Source organism: bacterium (assembly GCA_035454885.1).
GTDB lineage: Bacteria > UBA10199 > UBA10199 > JACPAL01.
Map to the genome: position 1 here is coordinate 13003 of DATIGE010000062.1, position 21882 is coordinate 34884.

22 protein-coding genes are annotated in these 21882 nt (G+C 61.3%); 17 read left to right on the forward strand and 5 right to left on the reverse strand.

Going from position 1 to position 21882, the window contains the following annotated elements:
* The first annotated feature begins 5 nt into the window (after positions 1-5).
* The 4 genes from nuoL (VLJ37_10530) to VLJ37_10545 are packed head-to-tail and all read left to right on the forward strand — an operon-like array spanning position 6 to position 5550.
* Positions 6-2081 carry an NADH-quinone oxidoreductase subunit L gene (nuoL, locus tag VLJ37_10530; protein HSA60106.1) on the forward strand — a complete coding sequence of 692 codons (2076 nt, stop codon included), beginning with the start codon at positions 6-8 and terminating at the stop codon, positions 2079-2081.
* A gap of 18 nt (positions 2082-2099) precedes the next feature.
* Positions 2100-3599: an NADH-quinone oxidoreductase subunit M gene (locus VLJ37_10535; protein ID HSA60107.1), complete on the forward strand. Its 1500-nt coding sequence runs from the start codon at positions 2100-2102 to the stop codon at positions 3597-3599.
* A gap of 2 nt (positions 3600-3601) precedes the next feature.
* The gene (locus VLJ37_10540; protein ID HSA60108.1) at positions 3602-5185 is read left to right on the forward strand and encodes an NADH-quinone oxidoreductase subunit N; all 1584 of its coding nucleotides are present in this window, start codon (positions 3602-3604) and stop codon (positions 5183-5185) included.
* The gene (locus VLJ37_10545; GenBank protein HSA60109.1) at positions 5182-5550 is read left to right on the forward strand and encodes an NADH-quinone oxidoreductase subunit A; all 369 of its coding nucleotides are present in this window, start codon (positions 5182-5184) and stop codon (positions 5548-5550) included. The genes VLJ37_10540 and VLJ37_10545 overlap by 4 nt, the downstream gene beginning before the upstream one ends.
* 15 nt (positions 5551-5565) lie before the next feature.
* Here VLJ37_10545 and VLJ37_10550 read toward each other — a convergent pair whose 3' ends face one another.
* Together VLJ37_10550 and VLJ37_10555 are read right to left on the reverse strand one after the other, a co-directional pair.
* Complete coding sequence (locus tag VLJ37_10550) at positions 5566-5925, reverse strand: DUF1428 domain-containing protein (protein ID HSA60110.1); 360 nt, start codon at positions 5923-5925, stop codon at positions 5566-5568.
* 108 nt (positions 5926-6033) lie between these two features.
* Entirely contained in the window at positions 6034-6384 is a 351-nt protein-coding gene (locus tag VLJ37_10555) for a hypothetical protein (protein ID HSA60111.1), read from the reverse strand.
* Positions 6385-6643: 259 nt separating this feature from the next.
* On the opposite strand from VLJ37_10555, the gene VLJ37_10560 reads away from it, so the two are divergent.
* Positions 6644-7735, forward strand: a complete 1092-nt coding sequence (locus VLJ37_10560) for a hypothetical protein (GenBank protein ID HSA60112.1) — start codon at positions 6644-6646, stop codon at positions 7733-7735.
* A gap of 110 nt (positions 7736-7845) precedes the next feature.
* Here the strand turns inward: VLJ37_10560 and VLJ37_10565 are convergent, their stop codons facing one another.
* From VLJ37_10565 to VLJ37_10575, 3 genes are all read right to left on the reverse strand, one after another.
* The gene (locus tag VLJ37_10565) at positions 7846-8121 is read right to left on the reverse strand and encodes a translation initiation factor (GenBank protein HSA60113.1); all 276 of its coding nucleotides are present in this window, start codon (positions 8119-8121) and stop codon (positions 7846-7848) included.
* A gap of 91 nt (positions 8122-8212) precedes the next feature.
* Positions 8213-10156 (reverse strand): DUF2207 domain-containing protein, encoded by a 1944-nt coding sequence (locus VLJ37_10570; protein HSA60114.1) that lies wholly within the window; start codon positions 10154-10156, stop codon positions 8213-8215.
* Positions 10143-10655: a LemA family protein gene (locus VLJ37_10575; protein ID HSA60115.1), complete on the reverse strand. Its 513-nt coding sequence runs from the start codon at positions 10653-10655 to the stop codon at positions 10143-10145. The genes VLJ37_10570 and VLJ37_10575 overlap by 14 nt, the downstream gene beginning before the upstream one ends.
* Positions 10656-10727: 72 nt before the next feature.
* Here VLJ37_10575 and VLJ37_10580 point away from each other — a divergent pair, with 72 nt between their 5' ends.
* The 12 genes from VLJ37_10580 (at position 10728) to nuoL (VLJ37_10635) (ending at position 21855) form a co-directional block, all read left to right on the forward strand.
* On the forward strand, positions 10728-11228 hold the full coding sequence (locus tag VLJ37_10580) for an NADH-quinone oxidoreductase subunit B (GenBank protein ID HSA60116.1): 501 nt from the start codon (positions 10728-10730) through the stop codon (positions 11226-11228).
* Positions 11203-12021, forward strand: coding sequence for a hypothetical protein (locus tag VLJ37_10585; GenBank protein ID HSA60117.1), 819 nt, complete (start codon positions 11203-11205; stop codon positions 12019-12021). The genes VLJ37_10580 and VLJ37_10585 overlap by 26 nt, the downstream gene beginning before the upstream one ends.
* A gap of 36 nt (positions 12022-12057) precedes the next feature.
* Entirely contained in the window at positions 12058-12543 is a 486-nt protein-coding gene (locus VLJ37_10590; protein HSA60118.1) for an NADH-quinone oxidoreductase subunit C, read from the forward strand.
* Positions 12540-13721: an NADH dehydrogenase (quinone) subunit D gene (gene nuoD, locus VLJ37_10595; GenBank protein ID HSA60119.1), complete on the forward strand. Its 1182-nt coding sequence runs from the start codon at positions 12540-12542 to the stop codon at positions 13719-13721. Before VLJ37_10590 ends, nuoD begins: the two co-directional genes overlap by 4 nt.
* Entirely contained in the window at positions 13718-14197 is a 480-nt protein-coding gene (locus VLJ37_10600) for an NAD(P)H-dependent oxidoreductase subunit E (GenBank protein ID HSA60120.1), read from the forward strand. Before nuoD ends, VLJ37_10600 begins: the two co-directional genes overlap by 4 nt.
* A gap of 29 nt (positions 14198-14226) precedes the next feature.
* Complete coding sequence (nuoF, locus tag VLJ37_10605) at positions 14227-15498, forward strand: NADH-quinone oxidoreductase subunit NuoF (GenBank protein HSA60121.1); 1272 nt, start codon at positions 14227-14229, stop codon at positions 15496-15498.
* Positions 15480-16916: a 2Fe-2S iron-sulfur cluster-binding protein gene (locus VLJ37_10610; GenBank protein HSA60122.1), complete on the forward strand. Its 1437-nt coding sequence runs from the start codon at positions 15480-15482 to the stop codon at positions 16914-16916. The genes nuoF and VLJ37_10610 overlap by 19 nt, the downstream gene beginning before the upstream one ends.
* Entirely contained in the window at positions 16913-18184 is a 1272-nt protein-coding gene (locus tag VLJ37_10615; protein ID HSA60123.1) for a complex I subunit 1 family protein, read from the forward strand. Before VLJ37_10610 ends, VLJ37_10615 begins: the two co-directional genes overlap by 4 nt.
* 114 nt (positions 18185-18298) lie before the next feature.
* Complete coding sequence (locus VLJ37_10620; protein ID HSA60124.1) at positions 18299-19048, forward strand: 1-acyl-sn-glycerol-3-phosphate acyltransferase; 750 nt, start codon at positions 18299-18301, stop codon at positions 19046-19048.
* Between the two features lie 43 nt (positions 19049-19091).
* Entirely contained in the window at positions 19092-19583 is a 492-nt protein-coding gene (locus VLJ37_10625; GenBank protein ID HSA60125.1) for an NADH-quinone oxidoreductase subunit J, read from the forward strand.
* Complete coding sequence (gene nuoK, locus VLJ37_10630; GenBank protein HSA60126.1) at positions 19580-19882, forward strand: NADH-quinone oxidoreductase subunit NuoK; 303 nt, start codon at positions 19580-19582, stop codon at positions 19880-19882. Before VLJ37_10625 ends, nuoK begins: the two co-directional genes overlap by 4 nt.
* A complete protein-coding gene (gene nuoL, locus VLJ37_10635) occupies positions 19882-21855 on the forward strand; it encodes an NADH-quinone oxidoreductase subunit L (GenBank protein HSA60127.1) in 1974 nt (657 codons plus the stop codon). Before nuoK ends, nuoL (VLJ37_10635) begins: the two co-directional genes overlap by 1 nt.
* Positions 21856-21882 lie beyond the last annotated feature (27 nt).

Below are 21882 nucleotides of genomic sequence, written 5' to 3' on the forward strand. Positions count from 1 at the left end.
AACCGATGGGATTCGCCAAGATTTGCTTCAGCCTCGTTCACCTGGTGCCGATCCTGCCTCTCTTGGGCGCGATCGTGAACGGCTTCCTCACCTTTCTCGGCCGGAAGGTGCCCAAGGGACTCACCGCCTTCATCGCCTGCGGTTCGCTCTTCGCGGCCTTCCTGATCTCGGCGGGCACCTTCCTGTACGTGACCGGCCTCCCCGAAGAGGCGCGGGAGATCACCATCACCCTCTTTCCCTGGATCGACCTGGGCGGTTTCAAGGCCGACGTGGCCTTTCTGATCGACCCGCTGGCCCTCACGATGATGCTGGTGGTGACCGGCGTCGGCTCTCTCATTCATCTCTATTCCGTCGGCTACATGCACGACGATCCGGGCTTCTCGCGCTACTTCAGCTATTTGAACCTCTTCTGCTTCGCGATGCTGACCCTGGTCATGGGCGCGAACGTGCCCATGCTGTTCGTCGGCTGGGAAGGCGTGGGTCTGTGCTCCTACCTCCTCATCGGCTTCTGGTTCACGGACCAGGAAAAGGCGGCGGCCGGCATGAAGGCCTTCATCGTCAACCGCATCGGCGACTTCGCCTTCCTTGTCGGGTTCCTCCTGCTGTATTGGACCCTTTATTCCCTGGGCACCCCGACGGTCACCTTCACGGAGATCCGCGACGCCGCACCCATGCTCGTCGGCAAGACCTGGAACGGGGTGCCCGTCCTCGTGCTGGTGACCCTCCTCTTCTTCGTGGGCGCCACCGGCAAATCGGCCCAGATCCCCCTCTACACGTGGCTCCCGGACGCCATGGCGGGTCCGACGCCGGTCTCCGCCCTGATCCACGCGGCCACCATGGTCACGGCGGGCGTCTACATGATCGGACGGATGAGCGGCCTCTACTCGCTCGCGCCGGAGACGCGCATGATCGTCTCGACGATCGGCTTCTCCACGGCGATGTTCGCCGCCGTGATCGCCTTCGCCCAGAACGACATCAAAAAGGTGCTCGCCTATTCCACCGTCTCCCAGTTGGGCTTTATGTTCGGGGCGATGGGCACCGGCATGTACGCGGCCGGCATCTTCCACCTCGTGACCCACGCGTTTTTCAAGGCCTGTTTGTTCCTTGGATCCGGTTCGGTGATTCACGCCATGCGCGGCGAGCAGGACATTCAGAAGATGGGCGGCCTCAAGGAGCACATGCCCATCACCTACAAGACCTTTCTTCTCGCGACGCTCGCCATCGCGGGCATCTTCCCGTTCGCGGGCTTCTTCTCCAAGGACGAGATCCTCTGGCAGACGTTCAACCAGTACAAGGTCCTGTGGACCGTGGGCCTCGTCACCGCCGCGGGCACGGCGATCTATATGTTCCGGATGGTGACCCTCACGTTCTTCGGCAAGTGCCGGGCGGACGAGCATACCAAGCACCACCTGCACGAGTCCCCGGCCACGATGACGATCCCCCTGATCGTGCTCGCGGCCCTGTCGGTCGCGGGCGGTTTCTTGGGCGTCCCGGAAGCTCTGGGCCATCTCGTCGGCTGGCATCACAGCAATCTCTTGGAGCGGTGGCTCGAGCCCGCCTTCGTGCTCCCGAAGGCGCCGGCCATGGCCCCCCACGCCGTCGAGTACGGACTCATGGTCCTCTCGCTCGCCGTCGCGATCGTCGGCTGCCTGATCGGGTACACCCTCTTTTCCAAGCGGGCCGAGGGCGTCGACAGCCTCGGAAGGGCTTCCGACATCCCGGAGGCCTTGGCGGCCAGGTTCCCCGGCCTCCACCGGGCGATGCAAAACAAGTTCTACGTGGACGAGATCTACCAGGCGGTCTTCGTGAACAATCTCCTCCGCCTGAACGACTTTTTGGCGAAATTCGACCTCAGGGTGGTGGACGGCATCGTGAACCTCGCGGGTTTCCTCACCAAGGTGGGGGCCTACATCTCGGGCGGGTTCGACCGCATTTTCGTGGACGGGCTGGTCAACCTGGTCGCCAACATCACGCGCTGGGGCGGCGCGGGCGTCCGGCGCCTCCAGTCGGGACAAATTCAGACCTATCTGTATTACACCGTGGGGGGCGTCCTCCTGGTGGTGCTGTACCGGCTTTTGTAGATCAATTTAGGAGAAGCTATGTTTCCGTACCTCTCACTCATGACCTTCTTTCCGCTCGTGGGCGCGGTCCTCATCGCGATCCTGCCCAGGGGCAAGGACGGTCTGGTCAAGAACATCGCCCTGATCTCCACGCTGCCGCCGCTGGCGGCCGCCGTGAAGATCTTCCTCTCGTTCGACCGGACGAGCGTGGGCCTGCAATTCGTGGAAGGCCCGTACAACTGGATCCAATCCTTCAACATCCAGTACTACATGGGCATCGACGGTCTCTCCGTCTCGATGGTCCTTCTGACCGCCCTCATTTCGACGATCTCGGTGCTCGCGTCCTGGGGGATCGACAAGCAGGTGAAGGGGTATTTCTCCCTCCTGCTCCTGCTCATTACCGGCATGTTCGGCGTCTTCTGCGCTCTGGATTTCTTCCTCTTCTACGTCTTCTGGGAGGTCATGCTGTTGCCCATGTACTTCCTGATCGGCATCTGGGGCGGGCCGAGGCGCGAATACGCGGCGATCAAGTTCTTTCTCTACACCCTCCTGGGCTCGGTCCTCATGCTCCTTGTCATGCTGGCCTTCTATTTCTACAGCGACGGCCACACCTTCAATCTCGTCACCCTCGCCCAGCCGGGTGTGCTTCAGGGCCCCCTGCTCGATCCCAATTTCCGCATCGCGTGCTGGATCGGCCTCTTCATCTGCTTCGCGATCAAGGTGCCCATCGTGCCGTTTCACACGTGGTTGCCGGATGCGCACGTCGAGGCCCCCACGGCCATTTCCGTCATCCTGGCGGCCGTCCTCCTGAAGATGGGCGTCTACGGCATCTTGAGAATCAACTACCCCATCCTTTCGGACACCACGGTGTACTTCTCGAACATGATCGCGGCGATCGGCATGATCGGAATCGTCTATGGGGCCCTCTGCGCGATGGCGCAAAAGGATTTCAAGAAACTGATCGCCTATTCCTCCGTCAGCCACATGGGATTCTGCCTCTTGGGCATGGCGTCCTTCACCCCGGAGGGATTGAACGGGGCGGTGCTGCAGATGTTCAACCACGGAATCATCACGGCCCAGCTCTTCTTGCTCGTCGGCGTCATCTACGACCGGGCCCACCACCGCGAGATCGCAGGTTTCGGGGGCCTGGCCAAGTCCATGCCGCGCTACGCCACCATGACTTCCCTGGCCTTCTTCGCGGCGCTGGGGCTTCCGGGCCTCTCGGGATTCGTCTCCGAGGTGCTCTGTTTCATGGGCGGCTTCAAGACGTTCAGGCTCTACACGATCGTCTCGGTCTCGGGCGTGGTCCTGACCGCCGCCTACATGCTCTGGACCTACCAAAGGGTCTTCCTGGGCCAGGTGAACGAGAAGTACAAGGCGCTCCCGGAGATCAACGCCCGCGAATTGGCCACGCTGGTTCCTTTGGCGATCATCACGGTCTTGGTGGGTGTCTATCCGAAATTTGCGCTCGATCTCCTGAACACGTCGATGACGGCCCTTTCGAAGGTCGTCGAATCGAGATCGCTGGCGGGACTTTAACGGTGAAACTGAACTTCCATTATTTTCTCCCGGAACTCGTCCTGATCGGGACGATCCTGCTTCTGCTCGTGGCCGATTTCTTCAACGGGGCGAAAAAGAAGGGACTCTACGCCGTTCTGGCCTTCGCGGGAATGTCGGGGATGATGGTGGCGGTCGCCGGCACCGCGAATCTGCCGGCCGCGACCTTCTTCGACGGGATGGTTTCCGCCGACGCCATCGGCCGGTTCTTCAAATACATCTTCGGCGTCTCGGGGATCTTGGGCGTCGTCCTCTCCCTGCGTTCCCCCGAGGTCGAGAAGGCGGATCAGGCGAGCTACTATACCCTGCTGACGGCCTTGGTTCTCGGCATGATGCTCCTGGGTTCGGCCAACCACCTTCTCATGCTGTACCTCTCGCTCGAGATGGTCTCGGTCCTCTCTTACATTTTGACGGGATCGCTCCGCGGCGTGCGGCGGTCCTCCGAAGCGGCCTTGAAGTACGTGATTTACGGCGGCGTCGCCTCCGGCATCATGGCGTACGGACTCTCGCTCCTCTACGGCATGACGGGGACGATGGCGTTCCCCGAGATCGCCGCCTTTCTCAAGGCGAACGCCGTCTCTCGGCCGGCCCTCTTTACGGCGATCCTCCTCATTATGGGCGGGATAGGGTTCAAGATCGCCTCCTTCCCCTTCCACATGTGGTGTCCGGACGTCTACGAAGGCGCGCCGACTCCGTTCACGGCCTTCCTCTCGGTCGGACCCAAGGCGGCGGGATTCGCGGCCTTGATCCGCTTCTTCGTGGTGGCACTCACCCAGGCGGGGGCGTCGGGCTTTTTGCCGGTCAAGCCGGTGGGCCTCGTGGAACTCCTGACCGTCCTGGCCATCGCCACGATGACGATCGGGAACCTAGCGGCGTTATGGCAGAACAACATGAAACGGCTGCTCGCCTATTCCTCGATCGCCCACGCGGGCTACCTGCTCATGGGCTTCGCGGCGCTGAATACGGAGGCCTTGAACGCCATCCTCTTTTACCTGGTGGTCTACCTCATCATGAACATCGGGGCCTTCCTGGTCGTTCTGATGATCGCCAACCAATTGGGCGTCGAGGACATCGGCGGCTACAAGGGGCTCGGCCGGCGCGGAGGCAAGGGGACGTTTCTCGCGCTGGTCATGACAGTCTTCATGTTCTCGCTGACCGGCATCCCGCCCCTGGCGGGTTTCATCGGCAAGTTCTATCTCTTCGGAGTGGTGCTTAAGGCCGGGCTCTACGGGCTCGCCATCGCGGGCGTCTTGAACAGCGTCGTCTCCCTTTACTATTACGTGCGCGTCGTGAAGGTCATGTTCTTCGACGCCCCGGATGACGCCCGCGCGTTGGCCCTCCCCGCCGTCTCCCAGACCTGGCTGGTCGGGGGGCTCGCGGCCTTGACACTCTACCTGGGCCTCTTTTGGAACGGCCTGGCGACGGTCACCGTCAAGTCGACGGGGCTGCACGCGGCGGCCTTCGTTCCGCCACCGGTGGTCGCGCCAGTGACGCCGGAATCACCACCAACCGCGCCGGTTCCGGCGACGACTCCGGCGCCGGCGGCTCCAACGCCTCCGCCTCAATGAATCCCTACATCCCCCTCTTGATGCTCTTTGGTTTCGTCGGCCTCCTGGGCGTCATCATCCTGGCCCTTTCGCATCTCGTCAGCCCCAAGAAGGACTCCGCCGCAAAAATGCAGACCTATGAATGCGGCTTCGACCCGATCGGCGATTCGCGCCACCGCTTTTCGGTCAAGTTCTACCTCGTCGCGATGCTCTTCATTCTCTTCGACGTCGAGGTGGTCTTCCTCTACCCCTGGGCCGTCCTCTTCAAGGAATCCGCACAGACGGGATTGGGGCCCTTCCTGATGATCGAGATGGGGATTTTTCTCGGAATCCTCGTGATCGGACTCGCCTACGTCTACGCGCGCAAGGCGCTGGATTGGAAGTAACAACTCTTCCGCTTTCTACAGGTCGACGATCGCCTTGAACCCGCCCCAGAACATGCGCATGCCGTCGAAGGGGAGCTTGTTCGCGTTCCACATCTTCATCAGGCTTTCGTCCTTCATCACCTTGGCCATGATCCGGTCCCGGTGGGCGCGCGACTTGTAGACGACATAGGCGAAGACCACCGTCTCCCCCTTCTTCAACTTCACGCTTTGCGGAAAGGACGTCCGTTTGCCCGGTTTGACGTCGTCGGCCACGCCTTCCACGTATTCCAGGGCGCCGTATTTTTTCCAAACCTTGCCGGTCACGGCCGCCATGCGGCGGTAGAGGGCCAGGTTCTTCTTGGGGACGGGGATCACGAAGCCGTCGATGTATTTCATGGGGCCTCCTTTGGTGAGACGAAGGGGGAAGGATACCAAATCGACAGTTTTCCACCCGATTTTTTTGTAGAAGACGGTGCCAGGCACGCGTCGAGATCAGCGTACGAACTATTCGCAGGGCTCGGGTGACGGGGTTGCGATGTGGCGGAGGCTTTCCCGTTGGCGGATCCAAATCGATTGCATGTCAACGCGATAGTCGGCGCGGAAGAAATCGTCGCAGAAGGTATGGCCGCCGCCGAAGGCTAAAACGACTTCGGGAGAAGAGCCCTCGGGCCGCGATCGGAGAAAATCGAGGAGATAGTCCGTGGCCCAGGACTCCCTGAGGGGGAACATGATGTCGCGCTTCAAGGCCAGGCAGGCGGGCGTCATGCCCTCCTCCGCCACGCACTGATCCACTTCGCGGTGCCTTGCGTCGTACTCCATCGCTTGCTCGAGGCTTCCAGTTCGGTGGAGGGTCACTTCGTTCGCGTGGCGCAGGCCATAGACAAAGGCCGCTCCGAGCGAGGCGACGACTTCGTAATGTTCCTGATAGAACTCCAGGCAGTAAAAGGTTGCGCGATCGAGCTTTCATTTAGACCTGCGACGAACGACTTGTATAATTCGATGTTGCATTTCTGCCTGCTCGCAACCCCGCCTCTCTTCCGGCGAAAACGGGCCCAAGGACACTTGATCCCGAAGAATTCTTCCAAACGGCCTTGGCCACCAAAAGGAGTCCATCATGTCTCAAATAGCAGGTGTTCCCACGCCGTTTGCACTAACAGTAGCCCGTTTTCTCAATCATCTGACGCCTGTCCCACAGGATGGTACGATTGTTTTTCGTCCCCTTCCTCAGAGCCTCTCTTCTTTCAGGGACGAAGTGGAACTGGAAGCACCGGTCCAACTTGTGCCGGCAACCTTTGATGATTTTAGGCGTTCGATCGATATGATATTTCGATACACGTCCACGGACGCGTTTGCGAAGGCTCATGCGGCTGCGACAACGGAAATTGAGGCCGTACGGGATGCCCATTTCGCGGACGACCAGCGATATAAAACAAAACCCCTGCCCTTTGCAGACACTTGGCTTTTAGATACCTCTAGCTTTCAGGTGAGATGCGGGCTTGAACGCAATCATGGCCAAGCTGATAAACTGATCAACTTATTTAACCCCCTTATCTATGAAAACGTCACAGGTCAGGAAAACACCTATGCCCTCGGCTTTTATGAAGGAGCCAAAAGCATGATATTTGACGTGTCACCACGTGGCCTTCATTGGGCAAGCTATACAATATTGCTGCGTGGCCAAGAGCGCGTGGCTACCGTGCGAAACGTTTTAGGATTGCCCGATGCTTCTTTATTCGAGCTGACACTAGAAATCGCCAATCGCCTCATATTGGAAGAGCAATTCTCCCTAGAAGAATTGGGTAAACTATTTTTTAACGGGTATCCTCTGGAATGGGAAGCTGACATCTGGAAACTCTCGAAAACGGCATTACATGACCTGGAAGACGAGGAATTTCAGAACGAGCCCGAATGCGAATCGCCTGACTGGGAATCTGGAGAACTCTTCGCGGAAAACTTCTCAACATCACTGAATCCATTCGATGAACCAGAAAATGCAGAAAGACCAGAGCCGTTTACGATTACCATAGATGCTCCGTTATTAGAGGACATGTACGATGCAGAAGAAACCTACCCGAGAATGGATATCCGAATCCCCTGCTACGGTGCGCTTGAAAAAAAGAAAGCCCTAAGCCCGACTCTCTCCCAAATCTGGCATAACACACCGGAGGAGGGTCTCGCGAAGATTACTGTCCTTGACGTTCTTTAGTCTATTTTTTGGAAGACCGGTGCCCGTGGATTCAAAGACTAAGTGCAACGCTTCTGTTTGAAAATTTAAGTGTACCCGGCTTAGAGCGAACTCCACGAGTCATATAGAGGTCATCCCCTCACTCCCATCCCCTTCTTCAAAAGGGCCGCCTTCACCATCTCCCTCTTGTCCCCCTGAATCTCCACCACGCCGCCGTTCGGTCCGATCAGATAGGTGCCTCCCGAGCCGCACTTTTTCTTAAGCTCGGTGCAGAGCTGTTTCAGATAGGCCTCCGCCCGCGGCAGCCGGTCGATCACCGTCACCGTTTTGCCCCCGCGACCGGTCTTCTCGATGCGGAGGACGGCCGTGACCTGGCCGTCGCGGGGTCTTCGGCCGGGCAGACGCATTGGATCTCCCGGCATTTGGGGCATTTTTGGTTGCGTTCCGGGTCCGTGGAGTAAACGAGGCGGGAATCGTTGTTCATGACATTGTTCTCTCCTACCATCCCCCTCCGCCGCCGCCACCGCCGCCACCCCCTGAAGACCCCCCGCCGCCGCTCCCCGAATGGGAACTTGGCGAGACCGAGGCCGAGGCGATCGCGCTCGTGAGCGAGGAGCCGAGCGACGACGCGAACGCCGCCGTGCCGAGACCCGCCGCGCCGGCATACCAGGCGCGCGACGATTCGGTCACCGGCTTGCCGGCCTCCGTGAGCACCCCCGTGAACTGCTCCGCCCATTCGTTCTCCACGTCCAAGGCCAGCGCATACGGCAGGAACTGCTCGAAAAGCTCGGGGGTCTTTTGGGGCGGATGCATGGCCTCCAAACGGTCCCGCTCGGCCGTGCCGAGGTACATGCGGAGGCCTTCGATGCGGTCCAGCACCTTCCGCCCCCCCAGGGTGGGGGCCTTGAGGAGGCTGAAAAAGACCAGGTTGATGGCGACCGCCGCGAGGAGGACGGCCAGCATCCAGGCCGAGGTCGCCTGGCCGAACATGTAGAGGCCGACGACCTCGCCCGCGAGGAACGGGAGGGCGAAGAGGGTCGTGAAACCCGCCCCGAAGAACGAGAACGACTTTTCGATGATCCCTCTCGCGTTCCAGGCCGCCCTCCACGCGGCCAGGGCCTGCCGGACGAGCATAACGACGCCGAAGGTCCATCCCGTGAGCCAGACCGTCATGAAGCCGGCTCCGACGGTCGCCCCCGCCCCGCCTTGAAAGAGCGCGAACAGGAGGGATATGAGGGTCACCCCCAGGCCGGCAAAGAAATAGCCCCGGTTCGTGAGAAAATAGGCCTTCTCAAAACTCGCCTTCAGGTCCTTCTTGAGGCCCTCCACCGCCGCGACGATCGTCGTCCGGTGGGCCTGCTTGATCTCGAGACGGGGATCGGCGCCCAGGAGATTTTGCAAAAGCCGGTTCTCCTCGGAGGCGAGCTTGAACTCGCCCCCCGAAAGCCTTTCGAGGACGTAGGTCCCGCCCTCGTCCAGGATCTTGATCCGCTTCGCGACGGCCAGGTGGATCAGGGAGGCGGCGAGGGCCTTGTCGTCGTAGCCCATCCTCCGGATGAACCGGGCGGCCGCCGGCGAGAGGTTCTGCGGGGCCTCGAAGAGCGGGATGATCGTCCCCGGACGCGGGTCGCGTCCGACCTGGAACCAGACCAGGACATAATAGAAAAGGATCGCAAAGAGCCCCAGGGCGCCGAAGACCTCCATCCGGTTTTCCTTGAGAAAGAAGGCCCACTTTTCGGGCTGGGTGGGCTCGCGAACGACCCCCTTGGGAAACGTCACGACGATGGTCAGCCCTTGAGACGGTTCCAGCGCGGCGGTCGTCCGGAAGACGGCGGCCCCGCCGGCCTCGACCGAGGCCGTGAAATTCTTCTCCGTGGCTCCCTGGTCTCCCGTGTACCCCTCGGTCTTCACGTCGCTTCGCGCGACCCCGGCGGGGAGCCTCACGCGCGCCGTCGCCTCGTCGATGGGGAATTTCCAGCCGTTGCCGGTCACGTTCCAATAGAGCTCGTCGTGATCGGGAAAGAACCCGACCTGCCGGTCGGTGCGGTACCGGAAGACATAGGTGTAGACGCCCGGCGGGATCAGCACGTCCTTGTCCCCGGCGTAGACCCTCATCCCGTTGGATTGGGCCTCGGTGTGGTACGGCTCAGGCCGCCCGTCCCGGAGGACCTCGATCACGCGGAAACCGGTGCTCGTCCGGAACCCCCAGGGCGTCCGGTACTCGGTCGGGAAATCCCGGTAGATGCCCCGCTTGATGTCGGCGCCCAGGGCGACGACCCGGATCGTCTCCGTCACCTCCATGGAGGCGTCGGCGTTGACCTGGATTTCCGAGCGATAGGAGAGGATCCGCTCCCGGTCGTACTGGTCCAAGAGACCGACGACGCCCGCCTGCGCGAAGGCGGCCGACGAAGCGAGGAGGAGTAGGATCCTAAAAATCCACATCGGGGGCCTTTCTCTCCGTGACGTACTCGACCTCGAAGAAGGGCTCCTCCCTGAATCCAAAGGGCTTAGCGAGAAGCAGACTGGGGAAGGTCTGGACGCGCGTGTTGTAGTTGCGGACGCAGCCGTTGTAGTAGCGCCGCGCGTACTGGAGGTCGTCCTCGACGTCGACCAAGTTCTTCTGGAGATCGAGGAAATTCGTATCGGCCTTGAGTTGGGGATAGTTCTCCACGAGGGCGAAGATCCCCTTGAGTCCGTCGACGACCTCTTTGGGCGTCCGCAAAGAAGCGACGTCCGTGAAGAGCCTCTTTTCGTGGCCCGCGTAGCCCTTCACCGCCTCCACCAGGGCGGGCACCAGATCCGCGCGGCGCTTGAGCTGGACGTCGACGCCGCTCCAGGCCTCTTTGAGGAGATTCCGGTCGCGGACGAGGCGGTTGAAGAGAAGAACGCCGAAGAGGGCGGCGGCAAGACCGGCCGACCCGGCCATCAGGGTGATCGTCATGAGGACTAAGTCTTACGCCACCTTGACAGTTTTGTCTCCCCCCTCGTACAGTATCCGCACGAGGTTTTTCACATGTCCATGACCGATGTATTCGCCGGAGCCGTCATCGCGACCAAGGTCAAGGAAGTCGTGGCCTGGGGGCGCAAGTATTCCCTCTGGCCCATGCCCTACGCCACCGCGTGTTGCGGAATCGAATTCATGGGGGCGGTGTCCTCCAATTTCGACATCTCCCGGTTTGGCGCCGAGCTTGTGCGCTTCTCCCCCCGTCAGGCGGATCTCCTGATCGTCCTAGGCACGATCAATTACAAGCAGGCCCCGGTCTTGAAACGCATCTACGACCAGATGTGCGAGCCCAAGTGGGTGATCTCGGCAGGCGCCTGCGCGTCATCGGGCGGTTTTTACAACAACTACAGCGTGGTCCAGGGGATCGACGAGATCCTTCCGGTCGACGTCTACGTGCCGGGCTGCCCGCCCCGGCCCGAGGCGATCCTGCACGGGATCATGAAGATCCAGGAAAAGATCGTGAACGAGGCCAAGGGGGTTGCACGTGACAACAAGATTCAGGCGGCTTAACGCCTTCCTTTTTCTCCTTCTCTCAGCCACCGCGTTCGCCGGGGCCCCCGAAAAGAGCCGGGAAGGCGACGAGGCGATCGCCACCAGCGGCCAGGCGGGCGCCGAGGCCGATCGCTACTATGCAGCCTATAAGGCCGAGCCGCGCGGCAAAAACGCGGCGGAGAACTTGATCAAGACCGGGCGCGCCCTGGACGCGGCGAAGCTCAAGTTTTACGAAGAGGCGGACGGCCGGTGCTACCTGGGCAAGAAGAGCGAGCGCCAGGCCCGTCCCGAGTGTTTCGAGGCGGCCGTCGCCGACTTGAACCGCCGGTACGGCGAAGGGTCCTTCAGCTACCACGGCGACCAGGTCCAGTTCACCTACAACGGCACGCACTTCAAAAAGGTGCTCGACGAGTTTCCGGGGAGCCCCTACGAGGGCGAGGCGAGCCTGGCCCTCCTGAGGGGCGGCGCGCTCGTCTCGGACGACCCGAACTACGGCATCAACAAGGTCATCGGCTGGCTGGACAAGTACCCGAGCAGCAACGTCCGGTCCAAGGCCCTTCTCCTCCTGGGCCGGCTCTACGCCGACGCCTTCGTCACCTTCAAGAGCGGCGGATTCATCGTCGTCAACGGCCGGGTCGACCCGGGACGGATCTCCATGGAGCGGTCGAAGTACCAGGCCAAGGGGTTGGAGGCCTTCCAGGAAGTCTTTCAGAAATACGGCTCGTCCCCTGAGGCGGGGCCCGCACGGAAGGAATACGACCTGCTCAAGAACGGCCAGGACGACGGGATTTTCTACGGAGTTTCTTATTGAGTTGACGCCCCTTTCCCGCTAATTGTTGCCGCCGCGATGATCCTCGACAAGCTTCAGTCCCTCTTCGCCGCCGAAATACTCGGCACCCATCAAGACAAGGGCGATTTGACGATCCTCCTCAAGAAAGCCCGTCTTCACGACGTCCTCGCGTTCTTGAAGAGCGACCCCGAGCTCTCTTTCGAGATTCTGATGGACGTCTGCGGCGTCGACTACCTCAAGATGGGCGAGAATCCGCGTTTCGAGGCCGTCTATCACCTGTATTCGGTGACGAAGAACCACCGCCTTCGCCTGCGCGTGAAGGTCCCGGAAGAGGATATGACGCTGCCGACGGCGACCGACTTGTGGAAGTCCGCCGATTGGCACGAGCGCGAGGCGTTCGACATGTTCGGCTTTCAGTTCGCCGGCCATCCGAATCTCAAACGACTCTTGCTGTTCGAGGGATTCGAGGGACATCCGTTGCGCAAAGACTACCCGATGGAGAAGCGCCAGAAGATCCCCGTACCGGAGGACAAGCCGACGTGACCGAAAACAGCCCCACGGAACGAATGGTCTTGAACGTCGGACCCGCCCATCCGGCGACCCACGGGGCGATCCGCCTCTTCGTCGAACTCGACGGCGAGACCATCGCCAAGGCCTCCACCGAGATCGGCTACCTCCACCGGGCCTTCGAGAAGCACTCCGAGCACAGCACCTGGAGCCAGGTCATTCCCTATACGGACCGCCTGAACTACTGTTCCTCTCTCCTGAACAACGTCGGCTACTGTTTCGCCGTCGAAAAACTCTTGGACTTGGAGATCCCGGAGCGGGCCAAGTTCATCCGGGTGATCGTTTCGGAGCTCGCGCGGATCATGGATCACCTGATCTGCGTGGGCGCCGCGGCCGTCGATCTGGGCGCACTCTCCAACTTCTGGTATTTTTTCAACGTCCGCGAAAAGATCTATGATTTCACCGAAAAGCTCTGCGGGGCACGCCTCACCACCAACTACACACGCATCGGCGGTGTCATGCGCGATCTCTCCCCCGATTTCGCCGACGGCATCCGCGGCGTCTTGAAAGACCTGAACGGGGCCATCCGGGACGTCGCCCGCCTCCTCGAACGGAACCGCATCTTCATGGACCGCACCCAGGGTGTGGGGGTGATCTCAAAAGAAGACGCCTTGAGCTGGGGCTTCACGGGCCCGTGTCTCCGCGCCACCGGCATTCCTTACGACCTCCGAAAGGCCCAACCTTATTATTATTACGACACGTACGACTTCGAGATCCCCGTCGGGACCGCCGGGGACACCTACGACCGGCTCATGGTCCGCATCGAGGAGATGAGGCAGAGCGCGAGGATCATCGAACAGGCCCTAACGAGGATCCCGCCGGGTCCCGTCATCTCCGGGGATCCCAAGATCGCCCTGCCCCCCAAGGAGCGCGTGTACGGGTCGATCGAAGGCCTGATGAATCACTTCATGCTCCTGATCGACGGCATCAAGCCGCCCAAGGGCGAGGTCTACGGCGCCATCGAAGCGGCCAACGGGGAATTGGGGTTTTACATTATCAGCGACGGGGAGCAGCGCCCGTATCGTATTCATTGCCGGCCTCCCTGCTTTCCCCTCTGTTCGGCCTTTGTGGCGTTGGTGGAGGGCGGCATGATCGCGGACGCGATCGCGGTGTTGGGGAGCCTCAATATTATTGTCGGAGAGCTGGATCGATGAAGGCGGACAAATTCAACGATAACAGTGAGCGAGAAATTCAGGAACTCCTCTCGCACTACCCCACCAAGCAGGCCGCCTTGCTGCCGGTCCTCTGGGTCGCCGAGCGCGAGTTCGGCTGGATCTCTCCGGAGGTCATGGAGCTCGTGGCGCGCCGGCTCGACGTCTCGCCCGCCCATGTCTACGGCGTCGCGACCTTCTACACGATGTACCAGAAGGAGCCGCCGGCCCAGTACCACATCCAGGTCTGCCAGACCCTCCCCTGCGCCATGATGGGGTGCGGGAAGGTCATCGCCCACCTGGAGAACCGTCTGGGGATCAAGCCCGGCGAGACGACCAAGGACCGGCGCTTCAAGCTCTCGGCGGTCGAGTGCCTGGCCTCGTGCGGGACGGCTCCGGCCATGCGGGTGAACGAAACGTATTACGAAAACCTGACCGAGGCGGAGATCGACCGGTTGCTGGGGGAATTCAATAAATAGGGCGAACACGAGGTTCGCCCCTAAATGGTATGGAATTGATACTGACGAAAAATTTCAACCTCCCCGAATCCTACACCCTCCAGGTGTATGAGAAGACCGGCGGCTACGCCGCCCTGAAGAAGGCCCTCGGCATGAAACCGGAGCAGGTCACGGAGGAGGTGAAGGGTTCCGGCCTCCGCGGGCGCGGCGGCGCCGGGTTTCCGGCGGGCATGAAGTGGAGCTTCGTGCCCAAAAACACCGGCAAGCCGGTCTATCTTTGCGTCAACGCGGACGAGGGCGAACCGGGCACGTTTAAAGACCGGGCGATCCTGGAAAAAGACCCGCACCGGATGATCGAAGGTTCGCTCATCGCGGCCTACGCGATCGGCGCCAAGACGGCCTACGTCTACATTCGGGGCGAATTCGACCTTCCCACGCGTCGCCTCAACGCCGCCGTCCAAGAGGCGTACTCGAAAGGTTATGCGGGCAGGAACATCCTGGGCTCCGGTTACGACTGCGACGTGTTCGTCCACCGGGGCGCGGGGGCCTACATCTGCGGCGAGGAGACGGCCCTGCTCAATTCCCTCGAGGGCAATCGCGGGTATCCCCGCATCAAGCCGCCCTTCCCCGCCATCGAAGGCCTCTTCAAATGCCCGACGGTGGTGAACAACGTCGAGACCCTGGCCGCCGTCCCTTACATCATCGAGCACGGCGCGGCGGGCTACAAGAAGATCGGCACCGAGAAGAGCCCCGGCACGAAACTCTTCTCCGTCTCCGGCCCCGTCATGCATCCGGGGGTCTACGAGGTGGAAATGGGGTATCCCATGCGCAAGTTTCTCCACGAAGACGTCGGCTGGATGCGCCCCGGCAAGGTCCTCAAGGCCGTCATCCCCGGCGGATCCTCGATGCCCGTACTGACCGCCCAGGAAGTGGAGGAAGTGAACCTCGACTACGAGTCGATCGCCTCGAAGGGCTCCCTCCTGGGTTCCGGTGGCATGATCGTCCTCGACGAGGACACTTGCATGGTCTGGGCCCTGGAAAACCTCGCCCACTTCTACTCCCACGAATCCTGCGGCCAGTGTTCTCCCTGCCGCGAGGGCACCGGCTGGTCGTACAAGATCCTCAAGAGGATGGTGCACGGCGAGTCGAAGAAGGAGGACATCGAGCTCCTCCTGGACATCGGCCAAAAAATGGCCGGTAAAACGATTTGCGTCCTGGCCGACTCCCTCTCCATGCCGATCGCGAGCTACATCGGCAAATTCCGGGGCGAGTTTGAGGCGCACGTGAAAGGAAATTGTTCGCAATGCCAAAAGTCACGATAGACGGAAAAGAAATCGAGGTCCCGGCCGGGATGAACCTGATCGAGGCCGCCAAACTCGCGGGGGCGTCCGTTCCCCACTACTGCTACCACCCCAAGCTCTCGATCGCCGGCAACTGCCGCATCTGCCTGGTGGAGATCGAAAAGCAGCCCAAGCTCCAGATCGCCTGCAACACGAAGGTGGCCGAGGGCATGGTCGTCCGCACCACGGGTCCCAAGGTGGAGGAAGGCCGGCAGTCGGTCCTGGAATTCATCCTCGTCAACCACCCCATCGACTGCCCGGTCTGCGACCAGGCGGGCGAATGCAAGCTCCAGCAATATTACATGCAGCTCGACCGCAAGCCCTCCCGCATGGAGGAGGAGAAGGTGCAGAAGGACAAGGCCGTGAAGCTCGGGCCGAACGTCATGCTCGACATGGAGCGCTGCATCCTCTGCTCGCGCTGCATCCGTTTCTGCCAGGAGGTCGCCCATCAAGACGAGCTCTGCTTCACGCAAAGGGGCGATCATACGGAGCTCACGACCTACCCCGGCCGGGAACTCAAGAATCCGTATTCGGTGAACACGGTGGACATCTGCCCCGTCGGGGCCCTGACCAGCGTCGATTTCCGGTTCAAGCAACGGGTCTGGTTCCTGAAGACGGCCGACACGGTCTGCCCGGGGTGTTCGACCGGCTGCAACGTCAGACTCTGGCACAACAAGGGCGCCGCCTACCGCCTGACCCCGCGCGAGAACGAGGCGGTCAACCAGGTGTGGATGTGCGACGAAGGGCGCCTCACCTACAAGCCGGTGAACGCCGAAAACCGGCTCCGGCACCCGGTGGTCAAGCGGGACGGCAGGAACGGGAAGATGCGAAGGGATCTGGCCGTCGCGGAGCTCAAGAGAAGCCTCGAGGGCGTTTCCGGCAACGCGATCCTCGGCATCGGCTCGGCCCAGTTTACGAACGAGGCGAATCAGGCCTTCCTGGGCTTTCTCAAGGACATTTTGGGCGTGAAGGACTTCGTCTATCACGCGAACGAGGTCGCGAACCCCTCGCACGACGTTTTTCTGATCTCCGCGGACAAGAATCCCAACCGGGCCGGCGTCGAGGCCCTGGGCTTCAAGCCGTTGGCGGAGGACCGGCGCTATCAGGTCTTCTTTGCCCTAGGCCCCCTCCCTTTCTCCAAGATCCAGAAGATCGCCTTTGAGAAGAACCGCAAGGTCATTCTCTTGACGACGCACGAAGTTCCGGAGATTGAATACGCCGACTTCGTCTTTCCCACCGCCGCCTGGGCGGAGGACGAGGGCACCTACACGAACCGGCAAAACAGGGTCCAAAACATCGCACCCGCCTTCCCGCCCCCGGGGGAATCGCTCCGTGTCGGCCAGTGGATGGAGGAGTTCGACAAGGCCTGGCGGCCGGCTTTGAAGGGGATGACCGCATGAGCCTCGCCCTCGAACTCGCGATATCCGCCGCCAAGATCGCGGCCGTCCTGATGATCCTCCTCAGCTTCGTGCCCGTCATGATCTGGATGGAACGGAAGGCCGCGGCCTACATCCAGGACCGGCGGGGCCCGAACCGGGCGGCGATCTTGGGCGTCCGTCTCGGCGGCATGATCAACAGTGTGGCGGATGCGATCAAGCTGATCACGAAGGAGGAATTTTTCCCGAAGGGGGCCAACCGGTTCTACTTCATCCTCGCCCCTTTCATCGTCATGTTCGTCTACTTCATCACCGCGGCGGTGATCCCCCTGGGGGACGACCTGACGATCAATCAGATGACGATCACGCTCCGCATCGCCGACTTGAACGTGGGCGTCCTCTACATCTTTTCGATGGCGTCACTCGCTGTCTACGGGGTCATGCTGGCGGGCTGGTCCTCCAACAACAAGTACTCCTTCCTGGGGGGGCTCCGGGCCTCTTCGCAGATGATCAGCTATGAGCTCGCGCTCGGGCTCTCCGTCATCAGCCTCTTCATGCTGGCGGGATCGGTGGATTTGAACGACATCGTGCGGAATCAGGGCACAGACGTCCTCACCTGGAACGTGATCCGCCAGCCGCTCGCCTTCCTGCTCTTTCTGACGGCCTCGTTCGCCGAGACCAACCGGACGCCCTTCGACCTGCCGGAGGGCGAATCGGAAATCGTCGCGGGGTATCACCTGGAGTATTCGAGCATGAAGTTCGCCCTCTTCATGATGGGGGAATACATCGCCATCATGGTCGCATCGGCCGTGATCGTCGCCCTGTTCTTCGGCGGATGGCAGGTCCCTTTTTTGAGCACGCAGGACTTGATCGGAGGGGCCCCGGAGTACCTCAAGCTCGTCGGACTTGGATTCGCCGCCGTTTCGATCCTGGCCGGGGGCTTCCTCGTGTCGCGCTTCCGTCCGTCCAAGTACAAGGACGCCCGGCGCTATGAAGTGCTCGTCTTGGGGGTGCCTGCCCTCGCCGCCGGTTTGGCCGTGGTGGCCCTGATGCCGGCCTACGATCCCTCCCTTCTGCCCTCCTGGGCCGGACCGGTCTTCGCGGCGGCGGTCCAGGTGGCGACGTACCTGGCCAAGGTCTTCTTTTGCTGCTTTTTCTTCATCTGGGTGCGCTGGACCCTCCCGCGGTTCCGGTACGACCAGCTCATGAGTTTCGGCTGGAAGGGCATGCTCCCCCTGTCGCTCGCCAACTTGGTCCTCACGGCCCTCCTGATTCTGCGTTCGGCGTCCTGATTTTTCTTCCGGATACCCCCGCTCTTGGGTAAACTACGCGTCACCCTCATGACGCTCCTATCGAAGATTTCAGCCCTAAGAAAAATCCTTTCCTTTCACTATGACGACCGTCCGATGGCCGACCGAGTGTACGAGGGACACGGACGGTGGGTCCGCTTTTTCCATGATTATTATCACCGCGTCGAACACCGGGGCTACATGCAGGAAGGCCTGGACCTCGCCCGGAAGGAGCATGTGATTTTTATCATGAATCACGCGGTCATGCTCGAAGCCGCCCTGCTCAATTTTTTCCTGATGACGCACGGGGCGGGCAAGGTATCGACATTGGTCTTCCGGGAGGCCTTTAAGCTGCCGCTGGTCCGTGAATTTTTCCGAAGCTGCCAATGCCAGCCGATTTCCGTGGAAAAAGGCGCGGAATGCCTGAAGAAACGCCACATCCTGCTCTTTCCGGAGGGGATGGATTTCATCGGCGGGTTCGTGAACCCCCACCGGGTGCCCCCCTTCCATCGGGGTTTTCTGAGGATGGCGCGAAAATACCTGCAAGAATCGGGAAAGAAATCGGTTTGCGTCGTCCCCATCGGCCATGCCGGCTTCGAGAACGCCCTCAAGGTCTGGGTCATCCGCAACCGGATTTTCATGGACAAGGTCATCCGTCCGATCGTGAACTATCCCTACTTTGCATTCCCCAAGGTGCCCTTCCTCCTGCCGGCCAAGGTCTACATGCAGTGGGGAATGCCGGTGAGGCTCACCCTTCAAGACCTGAGAACCGAGCGAAAAATAGGCAAGCTCACGAACGAGTTCCGTACCTCCCTCCATAACAAACGGGTCCGCGCCCAGCACGATCGCGATACCGCGCTGATCTAAATTCCTTGATTTGACCGACCTCGCACGCTAGAGAACCCGCGCGATGTCGCTCGTTTTTTTCTATGTTTTCGCCATCTTGACGGTTCTTTCCGCCATTGCCGTCATCGCGTTTCGAAATACCCTGTCCTCCGCCTTCGCCCTGGTCCTCACCCTCTTCGGCGTGGCCTGCCTCTACGCCCTGCTCGAGGCGCACTTCTTGGCCGCCATGCAGGTGCTGGTCTATGCCGGCGCCGTCATGGTGCTCTTTCTCTTCGTCATCATGCTGATGAACCTCGGACGCGAGGAGATCTTGAAGATCAAGATGTCGTTTGCGGGCGTGGTCGGGATCCTGATCGGGGGTTACCTCGCGACGATTCTGGTGTTGCGGCTGGGCACTCTGTCGGATCCCTTCGGGCCGTCCGGAATAGCCTTCGGCACGATCAAGGACGTCGGACGCCTGATGTTCTCGGAGTACCTGGTCCCCTTCGAACTCGCGTCGTTCTTGCTCCTGATCGCGATCGTGGGCGTTGTGGTCCTGGCGCGGAGGGACGCGTGACCACGCTGGCCCATTACATCACGCTGAGCGCCATTCTCTTCGCGATCGGCCTGACGGGCGTCGTCTGCCGGCGGAACGCGCTGGTGATCTTCATGTCGATCGAACTCATGCTCAACGCGGCGAATTTGGCGTTCATCGCGTTCGCCCGGCATCAGGGCCGGACGGACGGTCAGGTGATCGCCTTTTTCGTCATTGCGCTGGCGGCGGCGGAAGTGGCCGTCGGTCTCGCGATTATCGTCGCGATCTTCCGCAAGCAGGGAACGATCGACGTGGGGAACATGCGGTTTTTGAAGGGCTAATGGACAACCTCCTTTTCGGCATCTCCATCGGCGCCCTGGTCGCCCTCATCCCGGGCCTGCCGCTTTTGGGCGCCCTCCTGAACGGCTTCATCGCCCTCGTCTGCCGCAGCCGCAGGCGCGCGGTGCCGAAACCCCTGGTGGGCGTCATCGGCGTCCTGATGCCGCTCCTCTCTTTCGGGCTCGTCGTTTATCTCTTCTTGCTCGCGAAGGACCCGGCCACCGGCTTCACGACGCCGCCCCTTTGGCGCTGGATCGCCTCGGGCGACTTCATCGCCCCCCTCGCGTTCAAGGTCGACCGTCTCTCCCTCCTGATGGGCCTGGTCGTCACGGGCGTGGGCTCGCTCATCCACGTCTACTCCCTGGGATACATGAGCCACGACCACGGATTCGCCCGCTACTTCGCGTATCTGAACCTCTTTCTCTTCTCGATGCTGGTCCTCGTCTTCGGCTCCAGCCTCCCCCTCCTCTTCGTGGGCTGGGAGGGCGTGGGACTGTGCTCCTACCTCCTGATCGGCTTTTGGTTCGAGGACCCGGCCAAGGCGGCGGCGGGGATGAAGGCGTTCCTGGTCAACCGGATCGGCGACCTGGGTTTCCTCCTGGGCATGTTCCTGATCTACGCCCACCTCTCGGCCAAAGGCGTGCAGGCGCCGGGGGGTCTTCTCTCCTTCGAGGTGCTGGAGCAGTACAAGGGCGAACTCTTCCTGATCGCGACGCCGGTCTGCCTCCTGCTCTTCATCGGGGCGGTCGGCAAGTCGGCGCAGATCCCCCTCTACGTGTGGCTGCCGGACGCCATGGCGGGTCCGACGCCCGTTTCGGCGCTCATCCACGCGGCCACGATGGTGACGGCGGGCGTCTACATGATCGCCCGGATGCATTTTCTCTACACCCTGTCGCCGGTCGCCATGCAAACGGTCGCCGTGGTGGGCATGGCGACCGCCCTCTTCGCCGCCGTCATCGCCCTCGTCCAGAACGACATCAAGAAGGTGCTCGCCTATTCCACCGTGAGCCAGTTGGGCTACATGATTTTCGCCGTCGGCGTGGGCGCCTTTTCCGCCGCGATCTTCCACCTGATGACGCACGCCTTCTTCAAGGCCTGCCTCTTCCTCGGCGCGGGCTCGGTCATCCACGCGATGAACGGCGAACAGGACATCTGGAAGATGGGGGGACTGAGACGGAAGATGCCGGTCACGTTCTATACCTTCGCGGTGTCGGTCCTGGCCATCTCCGGCATCGCGCCCTTCGCGGGCTTTTTTTCCAAGGACGCCATCCTCTGGCAGGGGTTCGCGACGGGACATACGGTTCTGTGGGCGGTGGGCTTTCTCACGTCGGGGCTCACGGCGTTTTACATGAACCGGCTTTTCGCGGCGGTGTTTCTGGGCCAGCCGAGGGACGAGCATCTTCATGACCACGCCCATGAGTCGCCCGTCTCGATGACGATTCCCCTCGCCGTCCTGGGGATTCTGGCGGTGGCCGGCGGCTGGGTGGGCATCCCCGAGGCGGTCAAGGGGCACGATCATTTCTTCCGCTGGTTCGCCCCGATCTTCGCCTACGAGGAGTTCTTCGCCAAGCTGCACGCGCGCGGGCACGGGCTGGAGCTACTGCTCATGGTCGCGACGATGCTTTGGGTGGTTCATCTGAGCCTGTTCGCGAACGTCCTCTATTCGCAAAAACTGGGACGCATGCAGAAACTGGCCGAAAGAATGGTCCGCGTGCGGACCGTCATCGAAAACAAGTTCTACGTGGATGAGATCTACCGTTTTCTGTTCGTGAAGCCGGTCGTCTGGTTCTCGGACAGGATCCTGTGGCGCTTCGCGGACCAGAAGGTGGTCGATACCCTCCTCGTGGAAGGCTCGGCCCAGACCGTGGGTCTTTTCGGGCGGGCGCTGGGGCTCATGCAATCGGGTTTGATCCAGACCTACGCCCTGCTCTTCGCGGTCGGGGCGATCGCGCTGATCGGGGCATTCGTATTGTAAAAGGGCGAATACGAGATTCGCCCCTAC